Origin of the sequence: Agriterribacter sp. (genome assembly GCF_035445465.1) — a bacterium.
In the GTDB taxonomy this organism is placed as follows: Bacteria; Bacteroidota; Bacteroidia; order Chitinophagales; family Chitinophagaceae; genus Agriterribacter.
This window is the reverse complement of sequence record NZ_DAOMQT010000002.1, coordinates 103,477-117,565: the sequence shown is the minus strand read 5'-3', so window position 1 is coordinate 117,565 and position 14,089 is coordinate 103,477. Positions and strand designations below refer to the sequence as shown.

Sequence of the window (14,089 nt, the reverse complement as noted above, 5' to 3'; positions counted from 1 at the left end):
GTTGTTGTTTAGAAGTTATAATCTGATGCCCTGTCCTTTATAAAACTCAAGCACTTTCATCTTAAATACATAATCGTATTGGGCAATAAGCGTATTGATCCTGGCATTGTATAAATTGCTTTGATTGGTAAGCCATTCAATGGTTTGCATGGCCCCGATATCATATCTTTTGGAAGCGAGGTCAAAAGAACGTTCCGCGGTTGCCACTTCTTTTTGCCGGGCATTGAAAGTATGGAAGGAGCCCAGGGCCTGGTTAAATGCGGTGTATACGTCCTGCTTTAACTGTAACGTATCCTGCTCAATAACCAGTTCTTTACTTTTAATATCCCATTTTGCCCTTTCTATATTCGCACGTGCCGACCAGCCATTAAAAATAGGAATGCTTAGTCCTATACCAATACCCTGTCCGAAGTTATTTTTCAACAATGTGCCATATCCATTCCATAATTGACTAAAGCTTTTTTGGAATGGGTACTCCTGGTATTGTTTAGTATATACATAGTTCCTGCCTGTTCCGCTTAGTGTAAAAACCTCAGCGTTCGGTATATTGTTAGGCAAATAACCTAAATCCTTTATCTCTGCTCCTTTAAGAAAAGTATTATAGTTTGAGTTCAATTGTCCAAATAGTGAAATCGTTGGATATTGTCTCCCCCTCGCGGCTTCATAGTTTTTTTGAGCTGCCTGAAGGCGCAGGTTATTGACCCTGATCTGTGGTTGCGACCGGATCGCCAGGTCATATATGGTTGCAGGAGAAATTTCAAGAATATTATCCACGGGTATTTGTTCCACCGGGGGAACATCCAGCTCAAATACAGCGTCTGCGGGAAGATTGATGAGAGCTTTCAGGGTAAGTTTGTCTACTTCTATCTGGGTTTGTGCAGTAATAAGGTTGGCGCTGTCCCTGGCTACCTGGGCTTCTAATTCTGCCGCATTCAGTTCCGGCAACGCTCCGGCGTCTACCTGTTTGCGCGTATTCTGATATTGCGCCTGGCTTTGCTTTAATTGTATACCCGTTACCTCGGCCTGCTCCATATCTAATAGAACCAGCAGGTATTGCCGCGCCACATTCAGCGCGATGTCATTCTTTGCTTTATCTACCGCCGCCGCATCGGCCTGGTAATTATAATCATTTGATTTTATCGTATTCTTTTGGCTATTCCAGTTAAATAAATTCACCTCTGTATTCAAACCTAATCGCTGATACATTGAATTATTATCTGTGTATGTGTTCGTTGTATAATCGAGCGATCGCCCAAATGAAAAACCGTGATTACCCGAAAAGTTGAGTGAAGGTATTTGCTGGAGCCTGCTTTGCTTCAGCGTAATAGCGGAAAGTCTTGCCTGTATATCGGCCTGTCTTACAGAAACATTGTTGGTAAGCGCATATTCCACACAACGCCGCAGATCCCATTTTACATTTGTTTGTGCATTGGCAATTGGGTTAGCCATTAAGGTTGCAAATACAACCAGACAGCATAATAGTTTTCTCATGAAACAAATTTATAATATCCGCAACAGGCTACCGGCACTTTTTAGAAGAGAACAGCTTCCCGTTTATCTTACAAATATTCAACTAAAAAAACATTTGGCAAAACCCTTCATGTATTATTTAGCGCCTGCTCTAAATCTTCAATGATGTAAGCGGGCTCCTCCTGTCCTACATATAACCGCAGCATACGTTGCGACTTTTGGGCAACGTTATATGCTTCCTGAGCCACGGAAGCACATCCGGGAATGATCAAAGATTCATAGCCACCCCAGCTCACTGCCATAAGGATATGCTTAAGATTTTCACAAAATGTTACGATCTCTTCAATTTTTTCCACTTTAAGATAAAATGATAAAAGCCCGCAGGCGCCCTGCATCTGTTGTTTCGCCAATGTATACTGGGGAAAGCTTTCATCATGCGGAAACAATACGGCTTCCACTTTTGGATGCGCTTTCAGAAAGGCCAGTACCGCTTTCGTGTTTTCTGTTACTTTTTGCAGGCGTACAGGAAGGGTTCTTAACCCCCTTATCAGCAACCACGCATTAAAAGGTGAAATACCGTTTCCTGCGGTAAGGTACTCGCTGTTAAAGATCTTAGTCATCATTGCGTGGCTCCCGGTTAATACGCCGGCCACTACATCGCTGTGACCGCCTATGTATTTTGTTGCCGATTGCAGGGCCATATCAATGCCCATAGCTAGCGGCTTCTGGTATAAAGGGGTGCAATAGCTGTTGTCGCAAATCGTAATAATACCCTGCGCTTTGGCAAGCTCAGCCACGGCTTCCAGGTCCTGCAATGCAAGGCTCCATGAATTAGGCGATTCCAGGTAAATGACGCTGGTGTTGGGCAGGATGGCTCTTTCAAAATTTTCTATCTGTGTACCATCAACATACGTAGTTGTTACGCCAAAACGCGGCAATATTACATTAAACATTTGTTGAGCCCAGAAATAAGGCTTCTTAACCGAAACAATATGATCGCCTGCTTTTACATTGGCCAGCACGGATGCGAATATGGCCGAAGCGCCGCTGTTGAATACAAGGCAATCTTCGGCTTCATCGAGCGCCGCTAATTTTTTTCGGAGGATATCAACCGTTGGATTCAGCCCCCTGCTGTAGATATACCCGCTATACTCATCTTCAAACAGCCTCCGCATATCATCAACCTTTTTAAAGGCGAAATTGCTGGTTTGTATAATAGGCGGAGCCACCGCATTAAAATAGTGTTCCCGCTCTTCACCGAGTTCATTAATGATGTAGGAGATATCCATATCTTATTGTTTCTTTTTGTAAAAACAACAAAGCGCTTATTCATTTATACTTATTTTCTGAATTGCCGAAGGCAGCCATACCTGCATATCACCGGCGCCCCTGTTGTTCCAGCTAAAATAAGGAATAGCCGTTACCTTTTGGGTGAGCGTAGATACGGATAACCCGTTCCCGCTTATTGTTACTACGGGAGCATTAAAAACGAGGGTGTTTACACCACCCAGTAAAGCAGGCTCAAATGTTGTTTTGAACCCGGTGCCGGGCGGAACGATTACGTGCTTTGCGGCAAATGCATCATCCGCGCCTTCCACGCAATATACCAGCGGGCCGTACTGAAGCGCTACCCTGTTTTCATTTTGTTTAACGGCAGGATTGCTTACAATCCTTCTTACTTTCATGGGCAGTTCCATCGTTAGTACATCCTCCTTTTTCCAAACCCGCTTTATTACGGCATATCCCTGGTCAACAGTATATTGAACCAGCACTCCGTTCACTTTTATTTCCGGAACATCTGTTTCCGGTGTTTCATAACGGTACAGGTCGCCCGGCGCAGGCGTGGAAAGCCAGCCCGGAATACGTATACGCAATTCAAACTGCTGCTTTTTTTCCGGAGATACCACTATTTTTACATTTCCTTTCCAGGGATAGCCAGTTTCCATACTGAGCTTTACTTTATTGTTGGCCATTTGAATACCGGCTGCACTGCCTGCAAACAGATTTACCCAAACCGCGTTTGACGAGCTTCCATATATGTAATTGCCAAGGGAGCTTACCAGCCGGGCAATATTCGAGGGGCAGCAGGCTGTTCCGAACCACTCACTCCGGTTATGATTGCCTGAAGATGCCAGGGGGTTACCATAAAAAAAGCGATCACCCGAAAGCGATAAGCCGTCCAGCGCTCCGTTGTACAGGCTTCTCTCCAGTACATCAATGTATTTTGCGTTGCCGGAAAGCATATTCATACGCTGGTTCCAGAATACCATACCTACAGAGGCGCAGGTTTCACAATATGCGGTAGCGTTTGGCAGGTCATAGGGTTTGCCGAATCCTTCGTTGCTTCCCTGTGCGCCTATTCCTCCGGTAATATACATATGGTGGAATACCACGTCCTGCCATATCGCATCCATGGCGGTAGTATAGCCCGCATCGCCGGTAACGGCGGCTACATCGGCGGCGCCGGTATATAAATACATCGCCCTTACAGCATGCCCTGTTATTTTACGCTGATCCTTTACCGGCAGCCCGTCCTGGCAATATTCAGGATCTTTCCATTGATCCCAGATCACCCCTTTGCCGTTCCCGTGCCCTCTTTGCTCCAGGAACCAGTTGGCCAGCTCCAGGTATTTTTTATTTTGTGTGTGATGGTAGAGCTTCATCAGCGCCAGCTCAATTTCCTGGTGGCCGCTCACCCATGGCCTGTTTTGCCGGCGGAAAACGGAATCAATATGGTCGGCGAAGCGGATGGCCGTATGCAGCAGCTTATTTTTTCCGGTGGTATTATAATAAGCGATGCCGGCTTCTATAAGATGACCGGCGCAATAGTCCTCATGCTTTTCCATATCCGTCCAGCGCTTATCAATGTCCGTTAGTATGTAATAGGTATTCAGGTAACCATCCGGTAACTGCGCTGCAGCAATCTTTTCAATCCATTCATCCGTATTTTTCTCCAATACAGGGTCAGGATAGTTTTTGAGGGAATAAGCAATGGCCTCAATGGCTTTATATACATCGGAGTCATCGTAATAGATGCCTTCATGCCTGCCGGAACGCCTGGCAGCTTTTTCAAAATTGCGGATGCGCCCTGTTTTATCCTGCGTGTAGCGAACACAGGCATCAAGCGTAGCGGTAGCTACCGTTTCCATTTTCGGTTTCCAGAAGGGATCATTAATGGTTACGTTGGAAAAGCTTACCGGGTATAACTTCTGGAACGAAGTTTGTGCCGCTGCGGCGGCTGCAAAAAACATCACCGGAACCATTAAAAGCGCTTTTTTTATATGCTTCATTTTCGACTTTATTTTTGAACTTCACTTAAACGTTGCGCTGCATAACCGGCAATATTGAGCAGTTGGGCATCCTTTGCCAAAGCCGAAGCCCTGGCCGGATCTGCTGCTACCAGCGGTTCAAATGCATACCATACCATCAGCGGTATATTCACATCTGTATTATCTTCATTTCTGGCACAAAGATTTTTAATAATGTCCCATCGCTGGTTCAGCTCCATTCGCTGGAGCGCTGAAGCAATATACAGGCGTACAAGCGCAGCGGTATCCTTTTGGGCCAATGTGGCAAAATGGCGTTGCGCATCGGCAGAAACTTTTTTCTCCTCGGCCAGCAATTGTATAGCCCAGGAGCGTATATATTCACTTTTATTTTCCAGCAGGCCCAGCAACTGTTGTTCGCTGATCCCCTTTGTTACATGCAGGGCCCACAGCGCTCTTAATTGCCGGGTAACGTCGGGATTATCATTTAATATTTTCCATAAAGCCTGATGCACATCACTGCCTGCTTTTCTTTCCTGCAGCAGCCGGCGGGCGTGTTTTACATACCATTCATTGTCATGAAGCTGCAATTGTACCAACTCCAGGTTGGTTTTTTTAGACAGGTCTATAGGTTCCCATTTATCATCGCGGTGCGATATTTTAAATATGCGCCCAAGTGTTTTGTTATGCACAGCCGGGTTGGGATTATGGCATTGGTTTTTGTCGTACCAGTCTATTACAAATACCGATCCGCCGGGCGCGATCTCAAAATTGAGCCAGAGCGACCAGGAATCATTTCTTAGTATAAAGTCCTTGCCGTGGCTTGCGGTATAGCCTGAACCCGAACGCAACAGCAGGTCTGTATTCACTCTGTGCCCGTGCAGGTTATTCATCATAATAGCGTTCCTGTCGCGTCCCCAGCTTTTATTTCCCAGGTAAAACATCGCACCGGCATGGGCGTGTCCGCCACCTGCGGCGGCCGACCGGAAGTTGCCGGCATGGGGCCCGCTGTTACCCATCCAGTGCACATGATCGGCAATGGTTTTAATGTCGTCATAGGTATAGGGATTGAAATGCTTCCCACCCTGGCGGTAATACCTTCCTCCCTGTATCATGTGATACAAATGCGGAATAACACAGGCCGTAATAAAAGCATGGCCGTAATCATTGAAGTCGAGCCCCCAGGGATTGCTTGTGCCATGGGCGAATACTTCAAATTCATGACGAACGGGATGATAGCGCCATACGCCTGCGTTTACACGTTGCCGTTCTGCATCAGGAGCGCCGGGCTTTCCCACATTGGAATGGGTAAATACACCATGGGTGCCATATAGCCATCCGTCCGGCCCCCAGCGTAAGGTATTCAGTGTTTCGTGCGTGTCTTCATAGCCCCATCCATCTAATAGTACTTCGGGTTTTCCTGCCGGCCTGTCTCCTGTTTCATCAATTGGAATAAATAATAAATACGGCGCGGCGCCCACATATACGCCCCCAAAGCCGAGTTCGATGCCGCTTACTAAGTTAAGTCCTTCTGTAAATACTTTCCGGCTGTCGAGCGTGCCATTACCATCTGTATCCTCAAAAATCAGTATCCGGTCCCTGCCTTTTCCTTCTTCAGCCCGCACAGGGTAGGTTTGTGCTTCCACAACCCACAGGCGGCCCCTGTCGTCTGTGGTAAAGGCAATAGGTTTAACAATATCCGGTTCTGCGGCCGCCAGTTGAACAGAAAATCCTTCCGGAACCGTCATGGCTTTAGCGGCTTCCGTTCCCGAAAGCCCTGCATACTTAACAATATCCCTTGCCGGCAGGATCACGATATCTTCCGGGCGTAATTCATTATTAAATTGCGGCCGTTCCCGGTGGAAGCGAAAATCATCAAAAGCGATCTGCGCCCACACATTATCGCGGATATAATGGATCTCGGGAACTTTCCCGTTTTCTTCATCTACCAGTCGGATATACATTTTTTTGCCCAGGTATGGCTTCAGGTCAACCACCACAGGCCTGAAAGCAGCCTGCCGCGGGCCGGTTATATGATCGTCGGTAATACTTCCAGAAATTTTAAAGAAAGGCCGGGCAGAATCGGCGAGTAATAATTCTACTCTAACCCCTTCTAATGCTCCGCCCGATACTTTAAAAGAAGCCCAGGGATGCGTTACTTCAAAGGTTTCCGAAGTTAAGGCACCCGTGGCCTGGTAATTGGAAGTGCCGCCACTGCTTACGTAATAATCGCCACTCTGTTTTAGCTGGAACGAATCGGGGTAGAGAGGCGCGGCATCAAAAGCCACTGATCCGGGTTTAAACGCATTGCCGGTTGCTTTCCAGTCCTGTAAGCTTCCTCTTTCGAAGCCCAGGTTCAGTGGTTTACCGTTTTTACGGGGCGATACGCCTTCATCCACCACTGCCATATCAAAGGTTTCTACTATTTCAAAACGTCCCTGCATTACCTGCCTGTGACCCGGGATACTGCAAAAGTAAGTATCGTCTTCCTTCGCCTCTACCACCACACTGGTGGTATCGCCTTTATCTACTACAGGCATGCTTTTCACTCCTGCCTTTTCAAATACAATATCGTGCGACATCACCTCCCCGTTAATAATCCTGATCATAACCCGCTCCCCCATTTTTGCCCGCAATACAGGATTTCTTATTCCTTCTATATCGCCGCCCATACCGGTATACCCCGTCATTTTAGCATCCAGGACATACTCCCTGTCAATTTTTGGAATAGCTGCCTGATCAGGCGGTGTTGCACAACCGGTAAAACAAACCACAAAAAATAAAAAGACTGCTTGAGGTAAAGGCAGGCGCATTGTAAAGGTATTTTGAATGAATAAAATGATTTACCCGGGAACAATGCCATGCACGGATAATGCAGGCAACGGGTAATGAAATTATTCATTTTGCCGCATTTAATAAACAAGTTTTATAATTACATTTTCTGACAGGGAATACCGGATATGCGCGGGATCGCCTGCCCTATACTTTTTGCTGCTGTAATGCCCCGGTGGTAAAAAAACAAAAGGAGACAAAGACGAATCAGTCCGGTTGTCTCCTTCTTCAAATAAGTAAGGTATTATTATCCTACATAAGATCTCAGCATCCAGGCCATTTTTTCATGCTGCTTAAGCAGGCCGGTTAAAAAATCGCTGCTGCCAATATCCTTATACTTTTCATCAAATTCTTTGATCAGCTTGCGCAGGTTGTTGATGATCGTTTCATGATCAGCATCTAAGTTGGGTATTTGCTTTTCAAACCGGGTTGGTACCTGGGGCTCATCCAAAGTAGCCAGCTTCAATAACTCTTTCAGTCTTCCTTCCGCGTAATGCCCAACCGTACGTATCCTTTCAGCGATCTCGTCAATGATTTCGGCCAACACTGTATACTGTTCTTCATACAGTTTATGCAATTCCATAAAGCTCGGGCCTTCTACATTCCAGTGGTAGCTGCGGGTTTTATTGTATAATATATGCTCGTCTGCTAAAACCTGGTTTAGTGCGCCGGCAACGGCCTGCCTGTTTTTTTCTGTAATACCGATGTTTACTTTAGCCATATATAGATTTTTTTATTACTACCCTCAATAATCAAACCAATGAAAGAACCTGCAAAAGCATACGTACCGGAATGCTTTCCCGTTTGACTGAAAATGAGCCGTGAAAAGTATTTTGGTACGGTTCGTTTATTTATAATGATTAAGTATGCTGTTAAAGTTAACGGAAATTACATTCATTTTTACCGGGGCAGGGGAATTTCTTCTACAATACATCCTCAACAAGTTATATAACCCGTAAAATTTTTTTATAGTAAAGACTTTACTTTTTCTATAACCTGGCGTAACTGAGATGCATCCTGCCCGCCTGCCGTGGCTAATGTTTTTTGACCTCCCCCGCCGCCCTTTATCAACGGGGCAATATGCTCTTTAATGATCTTTGCCGCATCTAATTGCTTTGCCGCTGCAACTACTTCAGACATACCCACGGCCACAAAGGGCTTTCCGTCAATATTAGCACAGAGCACAATTACATAATCCCGGAGATTATTTTTTACATCAAAGCAAATCTTCTTTAATGCATCCGCGTGGCTTACCTGTACAATATCACCAATAAAAGTTACACCATTTACTGTTTCATCTTTTTGCAGCAGCTCGTTCCTGATCTGTACTAACTGCCGGGCTTCTAACCCATCAATTTTCTTCTGCAATGCATTTTTATCTTCTAACAGCTTTTCAATGGCTTTTAAAGGGTCTTTAGCTTTCAGTAATTCGCTGATATGCCTGTACTCGCTTATACGGTCGTAACCATACTGCAGGGCTGCCGGCCCGGTTAATGCTTCAATGCGTCTTACGCCCGCTGCTACCGCGGATTCTGTAACAATAGTGAAGAAGCCGATCATACCCGTATTGCCAACGTGCGTGCCGCCACACAGTTCAACTGAATATGCAGGGTCAATGGTTACTACCCGTACCGTATCGCCATATTTTTCGCCAAACAATGCCATAGCGCCTGATTGTAATGCTTCTTCCTTAGGCATTTCCTTTATTACAACAGGAATGTTTTCGCGGATCTTTTCATTCACCAGTGCCTGCACTTTCCATAGCTCTTCTTCGGTAACTTTAGCAAAATGTGAAAAATCGAAACGGAGCTCACCGGGCGAAACCAGTGAGCCTTTTTGTGCCACATGGTTACCCAATACCTGACGCAACGCGGCATGAAGCAAATGCGTGGCGGTATGGTTGTACATGGTGTACAAACGGTTTTCAAAATTTACCGAAGCGGTAACCGGAAGTGTAATATCGGCCGGCAGCTCTTCTACAAAATGAATGATCAAGTCATTCTCTTTTTTAGTATCTGTAACGGCAATCTTTTTATCTCCAAACTGAAGCACGCCTTTATCGCCAACCTGTCCGCCGCTTTCGGCATAAAAGGGGGTGGTGGCTAATACCAACTGGTATTGTTCTTTTCCTTTTGCTTTAACCTTCCTGTATTTAACTACGCGTGTTTCTATCAACAGGTCATTGTAGCCAACGAAGGCGGTTTTATCTGCTTTGTTAACTTCAATCCAGTCTTCGGTGTCAATTGTTGTTGCCGCACGGCTGCGATTTTTTTGTTCCTGCATTTCTTTTTCAAAACCGCTCTGATCCACCGCTAACTTATTTTCTTCGGCAATCAGGCGTGTGAGGTCAACAGGAAACCCGTAAGTATCATATAGTTCAAACGCGTCTTTGCCTGAAATGACGGCATTATTCCCTGCCGACCCGATAATATCCTCCATGCGTTTCAAACCCTTTTCCAGCGTTCTCAAAAAGGCATCTTCTTCTTCCCTTACCACTTTTATAACAAATGCTGCCTGCTGGTACAATTCCGGGAAAACATATTTGAACTGCAGGGCTATATCCATCACCAACTGGTGGAGCAGGGGTTGTTTGTAATCCAGATAAGAATAATAATACCTTACAGCCCTCCTTAATATCCTTCTTATTACATAGCCTGCGCCGGTATTGGAGGGTAATTGCCCATCGGCAATGGTAAAGCAAATAGCCCTGATATGATCGGCAAGCACCCTAAAAGCTATGGACTGCTTACTGCTGCCGAAATCGTATTGCCGGCCCGTTATTTTTTCTGTATGCGCAATAGTACCGGTAAAAATGTCTGTATCATAATTTGAATTCTTTTCCTGCAATACCCGCACTAATCTTTCAAATCCCATCCCGGTGTCTACATGGCGCGCCGGAAGTGGCTCGAGCCTGCTGTTCTTTAAACGGTTGAATTGTATAAATACATTATTCCATATTTCAATTACCTGCGGATGATCATTATTTACCAGGGTTTTACCATCCACGGCTTTTCTCTCTTCATCGCTCCGGCAATCCACGTGTATCTCTGTACAGGGACCGCAGGGGCCCGTATCGCCCATTTCCCAGAAGTTATCTTTTTTCTTCCCCGGCAATATCCTTTCTTCCGCAATTACTTTTTTCCATTCATTGTACGCTTCTTCATCTTTGGGCAGGGCTTCTTTTTCGTCTCCTTCAAAAATGGTTACATAAATACGGTCTTTTGATACTTTGTATACTTCCGTTAGCAGTTCCCAGCTCCAGGCAATCGCTTCTTTTTTGAAGTACCCGCCTTCGGGACGGGCAGGATCGCCAAAGCTCCAGTTGCCCAGCATTTCAAACATGGTATGGTGGTATGTGTCTACCCCTACTTCTTCGAGGTCGTTATGCTTGCCGCTTACCCGCAGGCATTTTTGCGTATCGGCTACCCGCTGGTAAGGCGCGTTTTTATTTCCCAGGAAATAATCTTTAAACTGGTTCATTCCTGCGTTGGTAAACAAAAGCGTGGGATCATTCTTAACCACAATAGGAGCTGATGAAACGATGCGGTGTTGTTTGGATTGAAAAAAATCAAGGAAAGCCTGCCTTATTTGTACTGAAGTCATCATTACTCCGTTATATTTTTTGTGGGGTTTGAACGTTTAAATTTTATATTTGCCTTTACCCGCAAAACCGGGTGCGAAGGTAGTTAAATTATAGCTGGATTTTATATGGTGAATAAAGCCGGCGTCAGATACCTGCTTCATGAAAAAAATAAAGTATTACTACAATACCAATTCACTCCGTTACGAAAAACTGGTGACTCCCCTGAGGGTAAAGCTCCTGCGTATACTGGGGTTTTTAGCCGGGGCTATAGTAACCGCTTTAATCATTGTGGTAATCGCTTTCCGGGTTATTGATTCACCTAAAGAAATGCTTATGCGCCAGGAAAATGAGCGCATTAAGGATGATTACCGGCTCCTGAACAATAAGGTAAAATCTATACAGCAACAGATGGCAGAGCTGGAAAAAAGAGACAATCACGTATACCGCGAGATATTTGAAGCCAACCCTATACCCGACAGCGCCAGGGCAAAGCGTATGGAAAAGCAGCAGGAAGCACAATTGGCGGAAAGCATGGAGGATAATGAGCTGGCTTACTCCATTGCCGCTACATTAGATAAAATGATGAACCGTATTGCTTTTCAGAAAAAATCGTACCAGGACATTGAGGCCATGATAAGGGATAAGGAAAAGATGCTGGCAGCTACCCCGGCTATTCAGCCGGTGAGCAATAAGGATCTCAGCCGGGTAGCTTCGGGCTTCGGCTACCGTATAGACCCCGTTTATAAAACCGTTAAAATGCATGCAGGGCTCGATTTTGCCGCACCGCAGGGCACACCTATTTATGCCACGGCAGATGGTGTGGTGCGGTTGGCGGGCAATACCGGTAATGGTTATGGCAATCATGTTATTATTAATCATGGATACGGGTATGAAACCCTGTACGGACACCAGTACCGCATTAAAGCCAAAGTAGGACAAAAAGTAAAACGTGGAGAGCTGATAGGCTGGGTGGGCAGCACGGGCAAATCTACCGGGCCGCATTTACATTATGAAGTCCGGAAAAATAAGCGGCATATTGATCCCATTTACTTTTTTTATAATGATCTTACGCCGGAGCAATTTGACCGGATCGTAAAAATAGCCGCATCCGGCAATCAGAGCTTTGATTAATGTTGATAATTTCCGGTATCATTTTTTCTGCATACCGTTAATTTAGCAGTATGGTTAAGCAATTGGATTTGTTTGGATCTCATGCAGATGAGCAGCCTGTTAAACCTACCCTTAAGGCGGAGCCCGGTAAGCAGGAGCAACCCGCTATTCCTGTGGCTAATGCCACAACGGAGCCTGCTGATCAGGCTCCGTCACCCGGTACGCCGGCGTTTCCTGCCAGGCATAAGAAAGAAAATACTCCCGTAAAAAAAGGCAAAAGAGGACGGAAATCCATAAAAGAAATGGATGCCGAATCTGCCATGATCAGCATCCCGGATGATGAAACGCTCTTTAAAAAACAATACTATAGCATTGGCGAAGTAGCTGAAATGTTTAACCTCAATACCTCTTTGCTACGCTACTGGGAAACCGAATTTGATATTTTAAAACCACGAAAGAACAGGAAGGGCGACCGGCATTTTCGACCTGAAGACATTAAAAATCTCTCTCTTATCCATCACTTGCTGCGGCAAAGGAAATATACCATTGAAGGCGCTAAGGACTACCTTAAAAAAAACAAATTGAAAGCGCAGCAGAACTTCGGGATCATACAGCGCTTAGAAAAGCTTAAAGGTTTTTTATTAGAGCTTAAGGCAGGTTTATAATATTTAAATATGTTGCCGCCCGGGTTGATATTTGGTAACCCCTATTTATTTCCAGCGAAATATTTTAACAGTCTGTAAAGCAAATGCTGAGAAGCGAAACCATTTATTATGTAAAAACTAACAATTAACGGCTTTTAATTTGCGGTTATATCAAAGGTTAAAGAAATGCGTAAGTGGAAATATTAAGCCCGGCTATGCGTTTTTTTTGATGCCTAATTGTTATTCACTATGATCAATCCTGTGCGATTTCTTTTTGCATTCCTGGTGTCTGGAACATGCTTTGGCTTTCAAAGCATTAATAAGAAATCATTTGTTTTAACCGATACACCTTCAGCCGTTTTGGATACTTCGGCCACTCAGTTTAAGCAGAAGGCTGCAAATGTCCCTGCCAGTTCGGCTTACCGTTTGGTAATAAAAAAGGGCGCCTACGAGATGACCTTATTTGACCAGGAGGGCTGGTATGGCACCTACCCGGTAGTTTTTGGTAATAAAAGCCAGGAAGATAAGCGCATGGAAGGCGACAGACTTACTCCCGAAGGGCATTTCAGGATTGTGGGCAAGAAGATCCACAAGCAATGGGGAAAATTTCTGATGCTCGATTATCCAACCAAAGAAAGCTATGAAAAGTTTCAAATGCGTAAAGCAACGGGCGCTATACCTAAAAAAGCCACCATTGGTGGCGGCATAGGCATTCATGGCACGCGACCCAATGAAGAATGGGTGATTGACAAATATGTTAACTGGACCGCCGGCTGCATTGCTGTACGGTACAGCGATATGGATGAACTGTATGATATGCTGCCCATTGGTACAGAAGTGATCATTGAGAAATGATAAATGCAGAGGAGAGCAAAATAACAAGAACTAAAAAGCAAAAACCAAACTTGCCTACCGGCAGGCAGGCCTGTTCCCTGAGTTGATTTAAATACTAAATCCGAAAATTAAAATCCGAAATCCGAAGAGGGCGATCAGCGGTCTGCTATCAGCAACACAAAACAGGAGCCATGAGCAATACCCCTGTAACATGTACCCCTCCTGTAACCTGCACCAGTCTCAAATCCTGCCTTTCCTGTTATCAAAAGCTAAATCATTTATCCTTTAAACCTGCATGCCTGCTGTTGCGCAACCGCCAATAATTATCATTCGTATAAAAAAGAAACGCC

General features: G+C 45.1%; 9 protein-coding genes. 3 read left to right on the top strand and 6 right to left on the bottom strand.

Features of this window, described 5'->3' with window-relative positions; translation table 11 throughout:
- Window positions 1–15 precede the first annotated feature (15 nt).
- From PLE34_RS01660 to alaS, 6 genes are all read right to left on the bottom strand, one after another.
- On the bottom strand, window positions 16–1,491 hold the full coding sequence (locus PLE34_RS01660) for a TolC family protein (protein ID WP_324553570.1): 1,476 nt from the start codon (window positions 1,489–1,491) through the stop codon (window positions 16–18).
- 107 nt (window positions 1,492–1,598) lie between these two features.
- A complete protein-coding gene (locus PLE34_RS01655; protein WP_324553568.1) occupies window positions 1,599–2,759 on the bottom strand; it encodes a trans-sulfuration enzyme family protein in 1,161 nt (386 codons plus the stop codon).
- 36 nt (window positions 2,760–2,795) lie between these two features.
- Entirely contained in the window at window positions 2,796–4,760 is a 1,965-nt protein-coding gene (locus PLE34_RS01650; protein ID WP_324553566.1) for a glycoside hydrolase family 127 protein, read from the bottom strand.
- 8 nt (window positions 4,761–4,768) lie between these two features.
- Window positions 4,769–7,549: a PVC-type heme-binding CxxCH protein gene (locus tag PLE34_RS01645; RefSeq protein WP_324553564.1), complete on the bottom strand. Its 2,781-nt coding sequence runs from the start codon at window positions 7,547–7,549 to the stop codon at window positions 4,769–4,771.
- Window positions 7,550–7,815: 266 nt separating this feature from the next.
- Window positions 7,816–8,289: a Dps family protein gene (locus tag PLE34_RS01640; RefSeq protein WP_324553562.1), complete on the bottom strand. Its 474-nt coding sequence runs from the start codon at window positions 8,287–8,289 to the stop codon at window positions 7,816–7,818.
- Between the two features lie 245 nt (window positions 8,290–8,534).
- On the bottom strand, window positions 8,535–11,174 hold the full coding sequence (gene alaS / locus PLE34_RS01635) for an alanine--tRNA ligase (protein WP_324553561.1): 2,640 nt from the start codon (window positions 11,172–11,174) through the stop codon (window positions 8,535–8,537).
- Between the two features lie 136 nt (window positions 11,175–11,310).
- On the opposite strand from alaS, the gene PLE34_RS01630 reads away from it, so the two are divergent.
- The 3 genes from PLE34_RS01630 (at window position 11,311) to PLE34_RS01620 (ending at window position 13,760) form a co-directional block, all read left to right on the top strand.
- Complete coding sequence (locus PLE34_RS01630) at window positions 11,311–12,282, top strand: M23 family metallopeptidase (RefSeq protein ID WP_324553560.1); 972 nt, start codon at window positions 11,311–11,313, stop codon at window positions 12,280–12,282.
- 50 nt (window positions 12,283–12,332) lie between these two features.
- Complete coding sequence (locus tag PLE34_RS01625; protein ID WP_324553558.1) at window positions 12,333–12,926, top strand: MerR family transcriptional regulator; 594 nt, start codon at window positions 12,333–12,335, stop codon at window positions 12,924–12,926.
- Between the two features lie 228 nt (window positions 12,927–13,154).
- Window positions 13,155–13,760 carry a L,D-transpeptidase family protein gene (locus tag PLE34_RS01620; RefSeq protein WP_324553555.1) on the top strand — a complete coding sequence of 202 codons (606 nt, stop codon included), beginning with the start codon at window positions 13,155–13,157 and terminating at the stop codon, window positions 13,758–13,760.
- The last annotated feature ends 329 nt before the right edge of the window (window positions 13,761–14,089 follow it).

Coding starts and splice junctions, on each gene's coding strand:
- PLE34_RS01655 (WP_324553568.1), bottom strand. CDS start 2,759: ATGGATATCTCCTACATCATTAATGAACTCGGTGAAGAGCGGGAACAC.
- PLE34_RS01640 (WP_324553562.1), bottom strand. CDS start 8,289: ATGGCTAAAGTAAACATCGGTATTACAGAAAAAAACAGGCAGGCCGTT.
- PLE34_RS01625 (WP_324553558.1), top strand. CDS start 12,333: ATGGTTAAGCAATTGGATTTGTTTGGATCTCATGCAGATGAGCAGCCT.
- PLE34_RS01630 (WP_324553560.1), top strand. CDS start 11,311: ATGAAAAAAATAAAGTATTACTACAATACCAATTCACTCCGTTACGAA.
- PLE34_RS01660 (WP_324553570.1), bottom strand. CDS start 1,491: ATGAGAAAACTATTATGCTGTCTGGTTGTATTTGCAACCTTAATGGCT.
- alaS (WP_324553561.1), bottom strand. CDS start 11,174: ATGATGACTTCAGTACAAATAAGGCAGGCTTTCCTTGATTTTTTTCAA.
- PLE34_RS01620 (WP_324553555.1), top strand. CDS start 13,155: ATGATCAATCCTGTGCGATTTCTTTTTGCATTCCTGGTGTCTGGAACA.
- PLE34_RS01650 (WP_324553566.1), bottom strand. CDS start 4,760: ATGAAGCATATAAAAAAAGCGCTTTTAATGGTTCCGGTGATGTTTTTT.
- PLE34_RS01645 (WP_324553564.1), bottom strand. CDS start 7,549: ATGCGCCTGCCTTTACCTCAAGCAGTCTTTTTATTTTTTGTGGTTTGT.